This is a genomic window from Burkholderia sp. S-53 (genome assembly GCF_025560745.1).
Classification (GTDB): Bacteria; Pseudomonadota; Gammaproteobacteria; order Burkholderiales; family Burkholderiaceae; genus Burkholderia; species Burkholderia pyrrocinia.
Window position 1 is genome coordinate 963,127 of sequence record NZ_CP090482.1, and the last position, 17,468, is coordinate 980,594.

16 protein-coding genes are annotated in these 17,468 nt (G+C 67.7%); 6 read left to right on the top strand and 10 right to left on the bottom strand.

Going from position 1 to position 17,468, the window contains the following annotated elements:
* Window positions 1-21: 21 nt before the first annotated feature.
* From LXM88_RS03990 to LXM88_RS04020, 7 genes are all read right to left on the bottom strand, one after another.
* Window positions 22-399, bottom strand: a complete 378-nt coding sequence (locus LXM88_RS03990) for a DUF5594 family protein (protein ID WP_262530651.1) — start codon at window positions 397-399, stop codon at window positions 22-24.
* 37 nt (window positions 400-436) lie between these two features.
* Window positions 437-1,969 (bottom strand): FAD-dependent oxidoreductase, encoded by a 1,533-nt coding sequence (locus LXM88_RS03995; RefSeq protein ID WP_262530652.1) that lies wholly within the window; start codon window positions 1,967-1,969, stop codon window positions 437-439.
* A 280-nt stretch (window positions 1,970-2,249) separates the two neighbouring features.
* The gene (locus LXM88_RS04000; RefSeq protein WP_262530653.1) at window positions 2,250-2,498 is read right to left on the bottom strand and encodes a hypothetical protein; all 249 of its coding nucleotides are present in this window, start codon (window positions 2,496-2,498) and stop codon (window positions 2,250-2,252) included.
* A 32-nt stretch (window positions 2,499-2,530) separates the two neighbouring features.
* The gene (locus tag LXM88_RS04005; protein ID WP_262530654.1) at window positions 2,531-2,986 is read right to left on the bottom strand and encodes a DUF1269 domain-containing protein; all 456 of its coding nucleotides are present in this window, start codon (window positions 2,984-2,986) and stop codon (window positions 2,531-2,533) included.
* Window positions 2,987-3,115: 129 nt separating this feature from the next.
* Window positions 3,116-3,313 carry a hypothetical protein gene (locus LXM88_RS04010; protein ID WP_262530655.1) on the bottom strand — a complete coding sequence of 66 codons (198 nt, stop codon included), beginning with the start codon at window positions 3,311-3,313 and terminating at the stop codon, window positions 3,116-3,118.
* 41 nt (window positions 3,314-3,354) lie between these two features.
* Window positions 3,355-3,804, bottom strand: coding sequence for a phosphate-starvation-inducible protein PsiE (locus LXM88_RS04015; protein WP_262530657.1), 450 nt, complete (start codon window positions 3,802-3,804; stop codon window positions 3,355-3,357).
* On the bottom strand, window positions 3,801-4,178 hold the full coding sequence (locus tag LXM88_RS04020; RefSeq protein ID WP_262530658.1) for a helix-turn-helix domain-containing protein: 378 nt from the start codon (window positions 4,176-4,178) through the stop codon (window positions 3,801-3,803). The genes LXM88_RS04015 and LXM88_RS04020 overlap by 4 nt, the downstream gene beginning before the upstream one ends.
* Before the next feature lie 376 nt (window positions 4,179-4,554).
* Between LXM88_RS04020 and LXM88_RS04025 the strand changes: the two genes are divergently transcribed.
* The 5 genes from LXM88_RS04025 (at window position 4,555) to LXM88_RS04045 (ending at window position 12,695) form a co-directional block, all read left to right on the top strand.
* Complete coding sequence (locus tag LXM88_RS04025) at window positions 4,555-5,622, top strand: Dyp-type peroxidase (protein ID WP_262530659.1); 1,068 nt, start codon at window positions 4,555-4,557, stop codon at window positions 5,620-5,622.
* Entirely contained in the window at window positions 5,615-6,430 is an 816-nt protein-coding gene (locus LXM88_RS04030; protein ID WP_262530661.1) for a family 1 encapsulin nanocompartment shell protein, read from the top strand. Before LXM88_RS04025 ends, LXM88_RS04030 begins: the two co-directional genes overlap by 8 nt.
* 105 nt (window positions 6,431-6,535) lie before the next feature.
* Window positions 6,536-6,805: a hypothetical protein gene (locus LXM88_RS04035; RefSeq protein WP_262530664.1), complete on the top strand. Its 270-nt coding sequence runs from the start codon at window positions 6,536-6,538 to the stop codon at window positions 6,803-6,805.
* Between the two features lie 636 nt (window positions 6,806-7,441).
* A complete protein-coding gene (locus LXM88_RS04040) occupies window positions 7,442-10,291 on the top strand; it encodes an ATP-dependent Clp protease ATP-binding subunit (RefSeq protein ID WP_262530665.1) in 2,850 nt (949 codons plus the stop codon).
* Window positions 10,292-10,415: 124 nt separating this feature from the next.
* A complete protein-coding gene (locus LXM88_RS04045) occupies window positions 10,416-12,695 on the top strand; it encodes an FdhF/YdeP family oxidoreductase (protein ID WP_262530668.1) in 2,280 nt (759 codons plus the stop codon).
* Between the two features lie 133 nt (window positions 12,696-12,828).
* On the opposite strand, the gene LXM88_RS04050 is transcribed toward LXM88_RS04045, so the two are convergent.
* A complete protein-coding gene (locus LXM88_RS04050; RefSeq protein WP_262530670.1) occupies window positions 12,829-14,250 on the bottom strand; it encodes a purine-cytosine permease family protein in 1,422 nt (473 codons plus the stop codon).
* A gap of 391 nt (window positions 14,251-14,641) precedes the next feature.
* Between LXM88_RS04050 and LXM88_RS04055 the strand changes: the two genes are divergently transcribed.
* Window positions 14,642-15,565, top strand: a complete 924-nt coding sequence (locus LXM88_RS04055) for a LysR substrate-binding domain-containing protein (RefSeq protein ID WP_096475924.1) — start codon at window positions 14,642-14,644, stop codon at window positions 15,563-15,565.
* Between the two features lie 63 nt (window positions 15,566-15,628).
* Here the strand turns inward: LXM88_RS04055 and argE are convergent, their stop codons facing one another.
* Both argE and LXM88_RS04065 read right to left on the bottom strand, forming a co-directional pair.
* Window positions 15,629-16,792: an acetylornithine deacetylase gene (gene argE / locus LXM88_RS04060; protein WP_262530673.1), complete on the bottom strand. Its 1,164-nt coding sequence runs from the start codon at window positions 16,790-16,792 to the stop codon at window positions 15,629-15,631.
* Window positions 16,785-17,462: a DUF1028 domain-containing protein gene (locus LXM88_RS04065; RefSeq protein ID WP_262530675.1), complete on the bottom strand. Its 678-nt coding sequence runs from the start codon at window positions 17,460-17,462 to the stop codon at window positions 16,785-16,787. The genes argE and LXM88_RS04065 overlap by 8 nt, the downstream gene beginning before the upstream one ends.
* Window positions 17,463-17,468 lie beyond the last annotated feature (6 nt).

Here is a 17,468-nt window from a genome sequence, read left to right on the forward strand (position 1 = left end):
CGCGCGAACGGCACGACGCGATCACGCATCGAAATCCAGATCGCCGATCAGGATCTCGCGGTCGCGCTGGGTCCGCGTGCTGAAGTCGACCGGCAATTCCATCTGCCATCGTTCGATCGTGACCGGCAGCGCCGCGAGATAGCGGTCGAAGCGGCTGCGGTCGGGCTCGGCCAGCAGATCGTCGATCGCATCGTCGCGCCGCGCGAGCCGCGCGTTCAGCGGGTTCGGCAAGCCGACGCTCGACGTGAGGCCGATCACGTCGACGCAGGTCGGGCTGCCCTGCCCGTCGTGCGGCACGACATCGACCTTCACTTCGCCGGTCCGGTACAGGCCGAGCAGGCGCGCCGCGATGCGCGGCGCGAACTCGGTTTCGAATCGTGCACGGACATCGGGATTCATTGTTCCTCCCGGTTCGAATCAGGTCGCCGGGCCGCTGTCACGCGGCGGCAATCTGCCCCTCGAATGCCGCTTCCGCGTTCAGGCTGGCGAGATCGCGGCCGATCGTCGCGACCGCGAGCCGCGTGTCGCCGCGCCAGTACGCGATCGAGCAGTCGTGCGCGCCGAGATCGCCGTCGATCTCGACGCGATCCCACCGCTCCGCATGCCCGACATAGTTGATCGTCATGTCGTAATGCTGGCTCCAGAAGAACGGCACCGCGTCGAACGGCCGCTGCTGCCCGAGCATGTTGCGCGCCGCGACGATGCCCTGCCGCTCGGCGACGACCCAGTGCTCGACGCGAATGCGCTCGCCCGTCAGCGGATCGGGCCAGCGCGCGATATCGCCGGCTGCGTAGATGTCGGGTGCACTCGTCTGCAGGAAGCGGTCGACCGTCACGCCGCGCTCGACGGCAAGACCGGCGTCCTGCGCGAGCGCGACGTTCGGACGGACGCCGATGCCGACCACCACGACATCGGCCGGCAGCATATCGCCGGTCGACAGCGTCACGCTGTCCGGTGCGATCTGAGCGGGCGTTGCGCCGAGATGGAACACGACGCCATGCGCTTCGTGCAGCGCCTTGATCGTGTCGCCGAGCGCTTCGCCGAGCACGCGCGCCATCGGTTTCGCGTCGGGCTCGACGACATGCACGTCGAGCCCGCGCGTGCGCGACGCGGCGGCCACTTCGAGACCGATGAAGCTCGCGCCGATCACGACGCAACGGCGCGCCGTTTTCAGCTTGCCGATCAGCGCATCGGAGTCGGCGCGCGAACGGAGCACGCATACGTGCGGCAAGTCGGCACCGGGCAGGGTCAACCGGTTCGGTTCGGCGCCCGTTGCAAGCAGCAGCGCGCCGTATCCGACGCGGCTGCCGTCGGCCAGCTCGACCGCATGCTGCGCGGGATCGATCCGTGCGACACGCGTGTCGCACCGCAAGTCGATTTGATGATCGCTGTAGAAGGACGGCGCGCGCAGCGGCAGCCAGTCGGCGTCGGCCGTGCCCGCGAGATAGTCCTTCGACAGATTCGGCCGGTCGTACGGCGGATCGCGATCGGCGCTCAGCAGCGTGACGGGATGCGGATAGCCTTCCTGCCGCAGCGTCACGGCGGCTGCGATCGCAGCCGCGCCGCCGCCGACGATCACGACCGATGCGGGCAACCCGGCCGTATTCAGCACCGGCGGCACGGCGGCCGGCCGCGCATCGAGCACGACGGCGCGGCCATCGCGGCGTTCGACGCGCCAGCACGGTAATCCGTCGAGCGCCGGCGTGCGCAACAGCTCGCCGGTGCGCAGGCAGAACGCCGCGTGGTGCCACGGGCAGCGGATCGTGTCGCCGACCAGCAGGCCGTCGGCCAGCGGCGCGCCGTAGTGCGGGCAGTGCGCGCCCACCGCAAACAGTTCGTCGGCGCGGCGCACGAGCAGCACCGCTGCTTCGCCGACGTGGCCCTCGATCATCGCGCCGTCGGCGATGTCGTCGAGCGCGATGCCCTGCGCGAGATCGGGGGGTGAAGACGAGGAGTCGCTTCCGGACATGACGTCGCTCCCGCAGAGTCAGGTAACGATCCCATTATCGGCGTCCCTCATGAAAAGAACAGGTACAGACGCCCCGCAGCGCACGCAAACACCGACTGTAGCCTGTACGCGGTCCATGACCGGCGTAGAACGTCAGCAACGTTGCGGCGCAACACGCAGCCGTGGCTTAACCGGGCTTCCGCGCGGCAGCCATTCGCCCGGCACTTTGTATTTCTGATTGCCGTCAGCCGACGATCGCACGACGCGCGCATGGCCCGGCAATGCGCGGGATCCTGCGGACTCACACGTCGTCGACATTGTCCGCGTAGTGATCGATCGCGACCTTGCACTCGTCGAACACCACCGTCAGCTGCGCGACGTCGTTCGACTCGACCCACTTGCGGATCTGCAGGAAGTAGCCCGTGCCGAGATCGGCGATGCGGGCCGGATCGGCGGTCGTCACGTCGACGGTCACGATCGCGCGGTTGCCGGGAAGCGGCGACAGCGCCGCCGCGATGTCGAAGCGCCGGTACGATTGATCGATGCGCATGCTGTTCTCCCGCTGCGGTTGGAAAGCGGCACTCAGTCGAGCGACTGGCGGAAGACCTTGCCGCCGAATCCCGTCACGACGTTGTCGACCGAGAACGGCGTGGCTTCCTTCGCCTCGAGAATGATCGCCACGCTGCCGGGCATGAGCCGCGTGGCCACCGTCTCGACGAACGTGCCGTCGAGCAGCGCGTTGCCGGCCGCTTCCGCGAGAATGCCAGCGCCCGCGCCCGCCGCGATGCCGGTGATAAAGCCGAGCGGCCCGGCGAGCAGGCCGAGCAGGCCGCCCGCGATTGCGCCGATCACGCCGCCCTTGAACGGCCGCGATTCGGCATCGAGCACCGCGAGCTTGCCGGCCGCGTCCTTCTCGACGACGACGCCGTTCTCGATGTGGAATCCTTCATTCTTCTCCGACAGCGCGTCGAAATCGTTCGCGGCCTGGCGGGCCGTGTCGACGTTGCCGAACACCGCGACGATCAGTTGCCTGGTCATGCGACACCTCTCTCGTGTAGATGGACATGTGCTGCCGCCGCACACCGCTTCGCACACCGCTTCGCACACCGCATCGCACGACGGTCCGGGGCCGCGCACGCGCGGTGCGCGGGCAACCCGGTGTTCAATTCAGACGCCGGTTGCCGCTTCACGTGCGCGAGCCGCATCGACATACGCTTGCGCGGCCGCCAGTTGCATCGCGACGACGGACGGCGAACGTGTGCGCGCCGTATCGGCGTCACGCACATCGCGCGCCAGCCGGTAGGCATCCGACGACGCTTGCTGCAATTCGGTCGCCTCCTTCGTTTTGGCGGAATGCGTGCTCATTCTGCCCCTCCCGTAGAGACATGGTGCATATCGTTCGCGCGTCACCGGCCCACATGCGCGTCCTCTTCGACATCGTCGACATCGGCCGGGAAACGATGCTGGCCGAAACTCAGGATCAGCACGCCTACCGCGAGCAGCACGATCCCCAACGTCGTCATCAGCATCCGCTCCGGGCTGTCGGTCGCGCCGCGCAGGATCAGGTCGCGCGCGAGCGACGTCATCGCAATGAACAGAGGAAACCGCACCGGCAGCCGGCCGAGCCGCAGGTAACGCACGTTCATCGCGAGCACTTCCAGATACAAGAACATGAGCAGCAGGTCAGTCAGCGACACCTCGCCCGCGAGCACGACCTTCCACGCTTCCTGCGTCATCGCGAACGCGGTCGCGAGCCCGATCACGATCAGCCCGGCCAGTTCGGCCGCGTGAAGGAAATAGCCGAAACGGCGTCGGATGCGCTCGGACGGCGAACAGGAAACGGTAGACGTATTCAAAGTGACAGTCGGTGCGACGATGGTTGAGCGGTGCCGGGCGGCGGGAAATCGGTGCAATGCGCACTGCGATGTGCGACATCGAGCGCATCCGGCACCGGCGTGCGAGCCGCACCGGCCGCGCCGGTCGCGCCGGTCGCCTGCTCGACCGCGGACAACGTTCGGCGGCAGCACACGTGAAACGCGACGCCCGCATCGGTACATGCCACGTCGTCGTGCTCGCGGCACACCAGCAGCCGGCAGCCGAGATACCGTTCGAGACCGTCGATCCGCTCGCTGACCTGCGCGTCGCCGAGCTTCAGTTCGGACGCGGCGCCGGACAGGCCGCCATGCTCGACCACCGCGACATAAACACGCATCGCTTCCAGCAGGTTCATGGTGACGCTCCTCGTCGGCGGCGCAGCGGGACCTAATCTACTGCACGCGACACGCACGCTCAAGAGCACAGCGCCGCGCATGCCAGGAGTACAGCTGCGCGGCCACCGCGCAAAATCCGGCCCCGTTTGATCCATTCGAATGACAGATTGCCGATACGTGTTCCAAACACCCGTCGAAGCTGCTAGATTGCATGCTCGACGACGTTACGCGGTGCGCGCAGGTCACGCGCCGGGCGGCCGGCCGCCGCTGCTGCGGCCCGTTGCGCGATGCCCGCGCAACGTCCTTCATCCGCATGTCACAAAGAGAACAGTCGCATGACACAGTTCAACCGTTCGCCTTCGCGCGCCGCGGTAGCCGCGGCCCGTCCGTCCCGACATGACTGACCGGCAGGCCGCGATGCAGACACCTCCCCCACTCTCCCAGGCCGTTCACAGCACGATCACGCGCAGCGCGATCTTCCTCGTGGCGACGATCAATCCCGGTGCCGATCACGCCGACACGATCCGTTCATGGTGCGGCGACATCGCCGCGCTCGTGCGCTCGGTCGGCAAGCGCGTGCCGGGCGGCAACCTGACATGCGTGTGCAGTTTCGGCGCCGACGCGTGGGATGCGCTGTTCGGCGACCCGCGCCCCGCGTCGCTGCATCCGTTCCGCGAGTTCGGCGCGGGGCAGCGCGTCGCGGTCGCGACGCCTGGCGACATCCTGCTGCACATCCGCGCCGAAGCGATGGACCTGTGCTTCGAACTGGCGACGCAACTGCTCGGCGCACTCGGCAGCGCAGTCACGGTCGTCGACGAGGTGCACGGCTTCCGCAATTTCGACCAGCGCGCGATGATCGGCTTCGTCGATGGCACCGAGAACCCCGAGGGCCGCGAGGCGGTCGACTTCACGGTGATCGGCGACGAAGACGCGGCCTTCGCGGGCGGCAGCTACGTGATCGTGCAGAAGTACCTGCACGACATGGCGGGCTGGAACGCGCTCGCGGTCGAGACGCAGGAGCGCATCATCGGCCGCACCAAGCTGTCCGACATCGAGCTCGCGCCGGACGTGAAGCCGTCGTGTTCGCACAGCTCGCTGACCACGCTCGACGAGAACGGCCAGGAAGTGAAGATCCTGCGCGACAACATGCCGTTCGGGCGCCCGGGCGCCGGCGAATTCGGCACCTATTTCATCGGCTATGCGCGTTCGCCGGCGCCGATCGAGCAGATGCTCGAGAACATGTTCGTCGGCCGCCCGCCCGGCAACTACGACCGCCTGCTCGACTACAGCCGCGCGGTCACCGGCTCGCTGTTCTTCGTGCCGTCGGCCGACCTGCTCGAAGCGCTCGCCGATCGCGCGGCACCGGCCGCCGACGCCGCGCAACCGGAATCCTCGTCGTCCGCGCCGCAGCGCGACGGCTCGCTGAAAATCGGCTCGCTGAAAGGAACCCAAGCCTATGAATAACCTGCACCGCGAACTCGCCCCGATCTCGTCGTCCGCCTGGGAACAAATCGAGGAGGAAGTGGCGCGCACCTTCAAACGATCGGTGGCCGGCCGCCGCGTCGTCGACGTCGACGGCCCCGAGGGCCCCGAGCTGTCGGCCGTGGGCACCGGGCACCTGGTGGAGGTCGACGCGCCGCGCGAGCACGTGAACGCGCGGCTGCGAGAAGTCCGCACGATCGTCGAGCTGACGGTGCCGTTCGAGTTGGGCCGCGATGCAATCGACAGCGTCGAGCGCGGCGCGCGCGATGCGGACTGGCAACCGGCGAAGGAGGCCGCGCAGCGGCTCGCGTTCGCCGAGGACAACGCGATTTTCGACGGCTATCCGGCTGCCGGCATCGTCGGCGTCCGCGAAGGCACGTCGAACCGCAAGCTCACGCTGCCGGCAGACGTCGCCGCGTACCCGGATGCGATCAGCGACGCGCTCGAAGCGCTACGGCTCGCCGGCGTCGACGGCCCGTACTCGGTGGTGCTCGGCTCGGACGCGTATACCGCGCTCAGCGAGGCGCGCGACCAGGGTTATCCGGTCCTCGGCCACATCAAGCGGATCGTCAGCGGCGAAATCATCTGGGCACCGGCGCTCAGCGGCGGCTGCGTGCTGTCGATGCGCGGCGGCGATTACGCGTTGCACCTCGGGGAAGACGTATCGATCGGCTACACGAGCCATACCGACAAGGCCGTCCGCCTGTACCTGCGCGAGACGTTCACGTTCCTGATGCTGACGAGCGAAGCATCGGTGGCCGTGGCGCCGCAGGGCAATCCGGCGGCCTGACAGCGGTTGCCTGCGCGCGCTGCCCGCCCGGGCGTCGCGCGCGACCTGCCGCGCTGCCGGCCGCATGTTCGTCGCCGATCGAACCCATCTTGCATGGAGGATGTCATGAGCGATACGAATGATGCACTGCAGGCACTGCAAGCGTCGGTCGACAGCCTGAAGAAGACGGTCGACGCGAACGCGGGCAGCCAGGCCGGCGATTCCGCCGTGCTGTTTACCGTCGTGTCGCTGATGCTGGCCGAGTTGCGGCCCGACACGCGCAACCTGATCGAGGATTCGTTCTCCGTCTGGGCCAATGGTCTGCCGAATGCGGCACTGTCGACGGACGTGAAGCAGATCGCCCGGCAGCGGCTCGCGATGAAACTGTCCGACTGATCGCGGCTCGCCACGGTCGGTGCCATGTCAGGCCCGCACCGTGCAATCCGACCTCTCCTTCGGCCGCTACGCGCGCATCGGCTGCGGTGCGCGCGTGGCCGGCCATAACCGGTTCGCGCACGCCACCGGCGCGCGCGCTCGCACTGCGGCACTGCTGCCGCGCGAGTCCACCCGCATCGCGATCCGTTTGCCGGCGACCAGCGCGCTGCGCGCCGATGTCGCACCGCGATCCGTTCGCGTTCCGTTCCTCCCTGCCCCAAGTCACCGCACGCGGCGCTCGCCGCGCACGCCCGTGCCGCCGCGTGCGCGCCCGTCTGTACTCCTTGCCCTCCGTGCACGCGCGCATGTGAGGGTGCAATTCGCGGTCGGTCCGGCGTGGAACTGTGTCTTGGATGGCCCCCGCCGATTCGCTATTTTGAACGCAGTCGAAGCGATGCCGTGGGCTCCTCGCAGCACTCGCGCTTCCCGCCCCGACCGCGACCGTGTGATACGCCAGCGCGCGCTGCGCGGCAGCGTCGGCGCAGCACGCGCACCGCCGCGCCGCGCGTCGTGCGGTCGCGGTCGGGACGCGCGAGCGTCGCACCGCATCGGGACGTCCCCGTTCGACCCACCTTCACCGACAGGAGCCAGACCACCATGCCCGCACTTTGCGATATCTGCCACGCCCGGCCGGCCGTCGCGCGCGCAACCGTGATGCAGGACGGCGAGCGCAAGACGATCTCGATTTGCGATTACCACTTCCGTCAGCTGATGCGGCATCAGAGCATGCTGAACCCGTTCGATTCGCTGCTGGGCGGCGGCGGCTCGTCGTCGCTGTTCGGCGAGCCCGGTGACGAATCGCCGCTCGCCGCCGAGATTCCGCGCGAATCGGTCGATCCGACCGACGCGTTCAGCGAACAAACGCTCGAACTGCTGCAGCGTGCGGCCGAGAAGGCGCACGAGCTGCGCCGCAGCGAGCTCGACACCGAACACCTGCTCTACGCGCTCGCGGACACCGACGTGTGCGCCGCGCTGCTGAAGGAACTGAAGCTGTCGCCGCAGGACATCAAGTCGTATATCGACGAGCATGCGCACACCGGCACGGCCGCCCCCGACGCGCCGCTCGACAAGCTGTCGATCTCGCCGCGCGTGAAGAAGGCCGTGCAATACGCGTTCCAGGCGTCGCGCGATCTCGGCCACTCGTATATCGGCCCCGAGCACCTGCTGATCGGGCTCGCATCGGTGCCGGACAGCATCGCCGGCACGCTGCTGAAGAAATACGGCGTGACGCCCGAGGCGCTGCGCCAGAAGGTCGTGAAAGTGGTCGGCAAGGGCGCCGAGGACGGCCGCGTCGACGCACCGACCGGCACGCCGAATCTCGACAAGTTCGGCCGCGACCTCACCGCGATCGCGCGCCAGGGCAAGCTCGACCCCGTACTCGGCCGCGCGCAGGAAATCGAAAGCACGATCGAAGTGCTCGCGCGCCGCAAGAAGAACAACCCGGTGCTGATCGGCGAGCCGGGCGTCGGCAAGACGGCGATCGTCGAAGGGCTCGCGCAGCGGATCGTCAACGGCGACGTGCCCGAGGTGCTGCGCAACAAGCGGCTCGTCGAGGTCAACATCAACTCGATGGTGGCCGGCGCCAAGTATCGCGGCGAATTCGAGGAGCGCGCGAAGCAGTTGATCGACGAAGTGACCGCTAAGCAGGACGAACTGATCCTGTTCATCGACGAGTTGCATACGATCGTCGGCGCGGGCCAGGGCGGCGGCGAAGGCGGCCTCGACATCGCGAATGTGCTGAAGCCCGCGCTCGCGCGCGGCGAGCTGAGCCTGATCGGCGCGACGACCCTCAACGAATACCAGAAGTACATCGAGAAGGACGCCGCGCTCGAACGGCGCTTCCAGCCGGTGTTCGTGCCGGAGCCGAGCGTCGAGCAGACGATCGTGATCCTGCGCGGGCTGCGCGACAGCCTCGAGGCACACCACCAGGTGACGTTCGCCGACGACGCGTTCGTCGCGGCCGCGGAATTCGCCGACCGCTACATCACGTCGCGCTTCCTGCCCGACAAGGCGATCGACCTGATCGACCAGGCCGCCGCGCGCGTGCGGATCGGTGCGACGTCGCGCCCGGTCGACATCCAGGAAGGCGAAGCGCAGATCGCGCAACTGAAGCGCGAGCAGGACTACGCGACGTCGCGCAAGCGCTTCGACGAAGCGAAGCAGTTCGAGGAGCAGATCAACGCGAAGCAGAAGACGGTCGATGAAAAGATGGAGGCGTGGCAGCGCAAGACCGGCTCCGAAACGCTCGAGGTGACGATCGAATCGGTCGCCGAAGTCGTGTCGCGCCTGACCGGCATTCCGGTATCCGAACTCACGCAGGAGGAGCGCCAGAAGCTGCTGAAGATGGAAGAGCAGTTGCGCGAGCGTGTGGTCGGCCAGAGCGACGCGGTGGTGGCCGTCAGCGATGCGGTGCGGCTGTCGCGCGCGGGGCTCGGCCAGACGCACCGGCCGATCGCGACGTTCCTGTTCCTCGGGCCGACGGGTGTCGGCAAGACCGAGCTCGCGAAGGCGCTGGCGGAGACCGTGTTCGGCGACGAGCAGGCGATCATCCGCATCGACATGTCCGAGTACATGGAACGGCACGCGGTCGCGCGGCTGATCGGCGCGCCGCCCGGCTACGTCGGCTACGACGAAGGCGGCCAGCTCACCGAGCGCGTGCGGCGCCGCCCGTACAGCGTGATCCTGCTCGACGAGATCGAGAAGGCGCACCCGGACGTCTACAACGTGCTGCTGCAGGTGTTCGACGACGGCCGCCTGACCGACGGCAAGGGCCGCGTGGTCGACTTCAGCAACACGATCATCATCGCGACGAGCAACCTCGGCGCCGCGATCATCATGGACAACCTGACGCAGCCGGAAGCCGCGCGCAAGACCGACAAGGCGATCCGCGACGAACTGATGCAGGTGCTGAAGGGCCATTTCCGCCCCGAGTTCCTGAACCGGATCGACGAGGTGATCGTGTTCCACGCGCTGTCGAAGGACAACATCCGCGCGATCGTGCAGATCCAGCTCGACCGCGTGGTGCGCACGGCCGCAGCGCAGGACATCACGCTCGTGATGGGCGATGCGCTCGTCGAGCACCTGACCGAAGCCGGCTACCAGCCGGAGTTCGGCGCGCGCGAGCTGAAGCGCCAGATCCGCCAGACCATCGAGACGAAGCTCGCGAAGGAGATCCTCGCCGACCGGCTGAAGTCCGGCGACCGCGTCGAGGTCGACTACGACAAGGACAGCGACGAAGTGACGTTCAACCAGCTCGCCGCGCCTGAAGCGAAGGATACGAAGGACGCGAAGCAGGACGCCGACGGCAAGGCGAAGCCGAACAGCAAGGCGGCCGCCAACGCGTCCGGCGAAGCGAAGGATAGCGAAGCACCCGCCGACGCGCTGCCGCCGCCCGCCGCGAAATCGTCGGCCAGGAAGTCGTCCGGCGCGAAGAAGGACGCGCACTGAAACCCCGCCTGCCCTGCAGCCCGGGGCACGCATGACCGGCTCCGTCCGACGGACGGAGCCGCACCACGCCGCGACACGGCACAACCCGAGCCGCCCGCACCGGGCCGGGCTCATGGAGACTCTCATGACAAATCGACGCGAAGTGCCAGGCATCAGGAAGTACGATGGGCCCGCCGGCGGTTGGGGCGCGCTTCGCGCAACAGCCGAGGCCGTGCGCACGCAGATGGAAACCATCGAGGCGCCGATCGTGCTGATGCGGACCAACCAGCCCGATGGTTTCGACTGCCCCGGCTGCGCGTGGCCCGACAAGGAACACAAGTCGACGTTCCAGTTCTGCGAGAACGGCGCGAAGGCCGTCACCTGGGAAGCGACGACCAAGCGCGTGACGCCCGAGTTCTTCGCGGCGAACACGGTGTCGTCGCTGCTGCGCATGTCGGACTACGAACTGGAGAACATGGGCCGGCTCACGCATCCGCTCGTCTACGATCGCGCGACCGACACGTTCCGCGCGATCGAATGGGACGACGCGTTCGCGCGCATCGGCGACGTGCTGCGCGCGCTGCCGCCCGAGCAGGTCGAGTTCTACACGTCGGGCCGCGCATCGAACGAAGCCGCGTACCTGTACCAGTTGTTCGCGCGCGAACTCGGCACCAACAACTTCCCCGACTGCTCGAACATGTGCCACGAGCCGACCAGCGTCGGCCTGCCGCAGTCGATCGGCATCGGCAAGGGCACCGTGTCGCTGGAGGATTTCGACCACTGCGAGCTGATCATCTCGATCGGCCACAACCCCGGCACGAACCACCCGCGGATGATGGGCACGCTGCACGAATGCTCGCGGCGCAACGTGCCGATCATCGTGTTCAATCCGCTGCGCGAACGCGCGCTCGAACGCTTCGCGGATCCGCAGGACATGATCGAGATGGCGTCGTTCGGCTCGACGCGCATCGCGTCGACGTACTACCAGCTCGACGCGGGCGGCGACGCAGCCGCGCTGAAGGGCATCATGAAGGCGCTGCTGCAGCTCGAAGCCGAGCGCGGCGACGTGCTCGACCGCGACTTCATCGCGCAGCACACCAACGGCTTCGACGCATTCTCGGCCGACCTGCAGGTCACGTCGTGGGACGACATCGAGCGCGCGAGCGGCCTCAGCCAGGCGCAGCTCGAACAGGTCGCGCTCGCCTACGCGAAGTCGAACGCGACGATCGTCACGTACGGGATGGGCGTCACGCAGCACAACAAGGGCACGGCAACCGTACGCCTGATCGCCGACCTGCTGCTGATGCGCGGCAACATCGGCAAGCCCGGCGCAGGCATCTGCCCGCTGCGCGGCCATTCGAACGTACAGGGCAACCGCACGGTCGGCATCACCGAGAAGCCGTCGGCCGAGTTCCTGAAGAAGATCGAGGAAGTGTGCGGCTTCACGCCGCCCGCCCATCACGGGCATGACGCCGTGCAGGCGATGCAGGCGATGGTCGACGGCAGCGCGAAGGCGCTGCTGTGCCTCGGCGGCAACTTCGCGGTCGCGCTGCCCGATCCCGAGCTGTCGTTCCCGGCGATGGCGAAGCTCGACCTGAGCGTGCACCTCGGCACGAAGCTGAACCGTTCGCACCTGCTGGTCGGGAAGGAAACCTTCATCCTGCCCGTGCTCGGCCGCACCGAGCTCGACATGCAGGCGAGCGGCCGGCAATCGATCACGGTCGAGGATTCGATGTCGATGGTCCACGCGTCGGCCGGCAAGCTCAAGCCCGCGTCCGACCAGTTGCGCTCGGAGCCCGCGATCGTCGCGGGGATCGCGCATGCGACGCTGCCGAACAGCAAGGTCGCATGGCTCGACCTGATCGCCGACTATGACCGTATTCGCGACCTGATCGACCGCACGGTGTCCGGCTTCGAGGCGTTCAACGAGCGCATCCGCACGCCGGGCGGCTTCAGGCTGCCGCTGCCGCCCACCGAGCGCGTGTGGCCCACGGCGACCGGCAAGGCGATGTTCTCGGTGTACAAGGGCGTCGCGGAAGACGCGGAAGTGCTCGGCGGCGAGCATGTGCTGCGGCTGATCACGCTGCGCAGCCACGACCAGTACAACACTACGATCTACGGGCTCGACGACCGCTATCGCGGCGTGTTCGGACGACGCGACGTGCTGTTCATGAACCCGGCGGATCTCGCGAAGTACGGGCTCGAACACGGCGACCTCGTCGACATCGAGACGATCACCGCGTCGGGCCGGACGCTGCGTCTCGAGAAGATCACCGCGATCGAGTACGACATCGCGCCGGGTTCGGTCGGCGCGTACTACCCGGAAGCGAACGTGCTCGTGCCGCTCGACTACATCGACAAGGAAAGCGGTACGCCGTCGTACAAGTCGGTGCCGGTGCGCGTCGCGCGCTCGGCGGTCGCGTAATGCGCGGGCAGGCTTGCGGCGCATCACCGGCCGCGAGTCTGCCCTCGTCATATCGAAACGCTTCCACGGGCCGCCGCATCGCCACCGATGCGGTGGCCCCGCTCTTCATTCTCCGCTGCGAATGGCGCCCCGCTTACTGCGCTGCCGTCGGCGGCAGATGCGCGCCGCCCTGCCGGCGCCGATACGCGCTGTCGCGCGACGCGAGCCAGTAGTACAGCGGCGACGTCAGCAGCAGCCCCACGAGCCACGACAGGTCCGCGCCGCCGAGATGCGCGGGAATCGGGCCCGCATACATCGGCGTGTTCATGAACGGAATCTGCACGAGGATGCCGATCGCATACGCGAGCAGCGCCTGCGGATTGAAACGGCCATAGATGCCGCCGTCCGCCATGAAGATCGACTTGATGTCGTACTTGCCCTTGTGGATCACGTAGAAGTCGATCAGGTTGATCGCCGTCCATGGCACCAGCACGACCAGCAGCGCGAGCACGAGATCGACGAGGTTGCCGACGAAGTTCGTCGACGCGCCGATCGCCGCGTAGCAGCATGCAACGAAGATCACGACCGATACCACCGCGCGCGTCCTTGCGGTCGGAATCCACTTGTAGGCGAACGTCTGCACCGACGTGATCACCGCGAGCACCGCGCCGTACAGGTTCAGCGCGTTGTGGCTGATCACGCTCAGCAGGAACAGCACGAGCATCAGCGGGCCGAGCGGGCCGGTCGCCTGCTTGACCGCATCCATCGTGTCCGCGCCGGCCGGTACCGCGAGCACCGCGACCGCGCCGAAGATGAACGCGAGCGTCGAGCCGATCGTGCAGCCGAGGTAAGTCGCCCAGAACGTCGACGCGACGCCGACATCTTCCGGCAGGTAGCGCGAATAGTCCGACACGTACGGCGCGAACGCGATCTGCCACAACGCCGACAGCGATACCGTCGCGAGCCAGCCCGCGAAGTCGAAGCCGCCGCGCGTCAGGAAATCGTCGGTCGTCACGTGCGTGAGGATCATCCAGAAGCCGACCAGGATTCCGATGCCGAGCACCCACGTGCCGATGCGGTTCAGGATATGGATGAACCGGTAGCCGACGATGCCGATCAGCCCCGAGCCGACCGCGCCGATCACGATGCCGACGGGCACCGGCACCGACGACGCAATTCCGTGCACCGACTTGCCGGCGAGCACGATGTTCGACGCGAAGAAGCCGACATACATCACGGCCGCGATCACCGTGACGAGCAGCGCGCCCCACGAACCGAACTGCGCGCGGCTCTGGATCATCTGCGGGATGCCCATCTGCGGCCCCTGCGCGGAATGCAGCGCCATCAGCACGCCGCCGACCGCCTGGCCGACGACGATCGCGACGATGCCCCACATCAGGTTCAGGTGGAACAGCTGCACGCCGAGCGCACCGGTCACGATCGGCAGCGGCGCGATGTTGCCGCCGAACCAGAGCGTGAACAGGTCGCGCACCTTGCCGTGGCGTTCCGCTGGCGGCACGTAGCCGATCGTGTGTTTCTCTATCATCGGGGACGCGTTGCGGTCCACGTTCGTCATGGTGAAGTCTCCTGTCCTGCGCGGCGATGCGCGCTTGCCGTTTCAGCCGGCGCGCGTTGGGGTGCGCGCCTGCAATCGGGTCCGGATACGCGAGCGACGACGCGTCGCGTGCACGCGCGGCGGTGCCGACCGAAGCGGACCATGCGCGGCACGCGGGGACGGATGACCTGCCCCGCCGGCACGTGTGCGGCCTCGTTGCGATCCGGATTGGAGACGATGGTGCGCCACGCGCGCCGGGGCCGGAAAATACTAAAAATATTTCCGGGACATACGAAAAAGCTCTGCAGCGGAAATTTCGGCCTGCGGCTTCTTCAGGTAAGGTGCTACGCGAAACAATGGACAGAATGCGCCCCGCCGCGACACGCCGGGGGGCCGTGTATCAGAGGTGCCTGTGGCTCACTACACTTTGCGGCAACTGAAATACTTCGTGACGACGGTCGAATCCGGCAGCGTCGCCGAGGCGTCGCGTCAGCTCTTCATCGCGCAGCCGTCGATCTCCAGCGCGATCAAGGGGCTCGAGGAAAGCTTCGGCGTAAAGCTGTTCATCCGCCATCACGCGCAGGGCGTATCGCTGACGCCGAGCGGCACGCGCTTCTACCGGAAAGCGCAGGAGCTGCTGCGCATCGCGCACGAATTCGAACAGAACGCGCTCGCCGACAACGACGTGATCACCGGGCAGATCGACATCGGCTGCTTCGAGACGGTCGCGCCGCTCTATCTGCCGCAATTGATCGCGGGATTTCGCGAGCGCTACCCGGGCGTCAACATCCGGCTGCGCGACGGCGACCAGCAGGAACTCGTGCAGGGCCTGACGTCCGGCACGTTCGATCTCGCGCTGATGTACGACCACGATCTCGACGGCACGATCGAAACCGAGCCGCTGATGCCGCCGCAGCAGCCGTATGTGCTGCTGCCGGAGAACCACCGGTTCGCGGGCCAGCCGCACGTGTCGTTGCGCGATCTTTGCGTCGAGCCGATGATCCTGCTCGACGTGCAGCCGAGCCGCACGTATTTCGTCAGCCTGTTTCATGAACTCGGGCTGACGCCGAACATCGTGTTCGGCTCCCCGTCGATCGAGATGGTGCGCGGGATGGTCGGCCAGGGGTTCGGCTTCTCGCTGCTCGTCACGCGCCCGCATTCCGAATACACGTACGACGGCCAGCGCGTCGTGACGATCGGCCTCAGCGAAACGGTGAGCCCGTCCGGGCTCGTGAGCGCGCGCCTGAAACGCGGGCAGCTCACCAAGCAGGCGCAGTCGTTCGTCGATTTCTGTCGCGAGCGGCTCGCGCAGATCGTCGCGGAATCGGCGCGATAACGAAGCAGAAGACGCACGTGCCGCAGGACGGGCGCGTGCGTGTCAGCAGTATCGGCCGCCCGTTCAGGCGACCGCGGAAAGATGCGCGACCAGACGGCCCAGCATCGCGTCGCATCCGTGCAGCTGTTCGAGCGTGACGAACTCGTCGGGCTTGTGCCCCTGGTCCATGCTGCCGGGCCCGCACACCACGGTCGGAATGCCCGCCTGCCCGAACAGCCCGCCCTCGGTACCGAACGCCACCGTGCCGAACGCATCGGACCCGCTCAGCATCGCGAGCAGGCGCGCGGCTTCGCTGTCCGGCCCGGTCGCGAGCCCCGGGTATGCGCCCAGCGGCTGCAGCCGGATATCGGTATCGGGCTGCACCGCGCGCATTTTCGGCAACAGTTCGGATTCCGCATAGTCCTGCAGCTTCCTCGGCACGTCGTGCGCATCGAAGTCCGGCAGCGCACGCACCTCGAAATCGAACTCGCATTCGGCCGGCACGATGTTCAGCGCGCGGCCGCCCTTGATCAGCCCCGTCTGCACGGTCGAGAACGGCGGATCGAAGCGGCTGTCGTGCCGTTCGGGCCGCGCGAGCGCCGCGCCGATCTCGCCGAGCCGGCCGATCAGCTTCGCCGCATAGTCGATCGCGTTGACACCCGACGGCGCGTACGCCGAGTGGCACGCGGCGCCCTTCACGTGGCAGCGCATCGCGAGCTTGCCCTTGTGACCGAGCACCGGTTTCAGTTCGGTCGGCTCGCCGATCAGGCACAGGCGCGGCCGGTGCTCGCGCGCGGCCAGTTCCGCGAGCATCGGCCGCACGCCGAGACAGCCGACCTCCTCGTCGTATGAGAACGCGAGATGCACGGGCAGGCTCAGCGGCTGTGCGACGATCTTCGGTACGGCCGCAAGCACCGACGCGATGAAACCCTTCATGTCGGCCGTGCCGCGGCCGTACAGGCGGCCGTCGCGCTCGGTCAGCCGGAATGGCTCGACCGTCCACGCCTGCCCGTCGACCGGCACTACGTCGGTATGGCCCGACAGCGCGATGCCGCCGCGATCGCGCGGCCCGATTGTCGCGTACAGGCTCGCCTTCGTGCGTTCCGCGTTGTAGAACAGTTCGCTCGATACGCCGAAGCCCGCGAGATAGTCGCGGATGAACTCGATCATCTCGAGATTCGAATCGCGGCTGACCGTCGCGAAACCGATCAGCCGTTCGAGCAGCGCGCGGCTCGACGGATCACTCATCGCCCGGCACTCCGTAGCTCGGTGCGGCGGTCGGGTTCAGCGCGCGTGTCTGGTAATCCTGCATCTGCGGCCGATACGCGCGCCACAGCGCACCGAGCTGCCCGATCGGGTCGGCATTGGCCCAGTCGACACGCAGATCGACCAGCGGCCAGGTCAGATCGCCGGCCACCTTCAGCGCAGCCGAATGAACCGGCCCCGCCTCGCCGCCGGCTGCGATGGCCGCGTGCATCGCGGCCAGCAGGCGATCCGCGAGCAGGCCGGGCGCCTGTTCGAAGGCACGCGCCATCGCATCGATCACGGCCGGCGCGGCCAGCAGGTTGCCGGCCGCCACGCATTGCTCGCCACGCACCGCGTGATGCGTGCCGAGCGCTTCCTTGCCGGTGAAACACGCCGTCTGCCCTTGCCCGTCGATCACCGTGACCTGCCGGTACTGGCTCCAGCCGTTCGCGCTGAGCGCGCGATCGAGCGCCGCGGCGGGCGCGAGCTGGTCGTGCTCGATCAGGTCGAGAATCTGCGGGCCGAGCGCCGGCAGCGTGATGTTCTGCGTCGCGACCGCGCCCACGCCCGCGCGCACCCACGGGCAGCGCGCGCCCACCGCAATGCTCGACGAGCTGATCGCGATCCCGAGCTGGCCCGTCTCCGGGCAGCGCCCGACAATGGAGAAAGTCATGTCGCC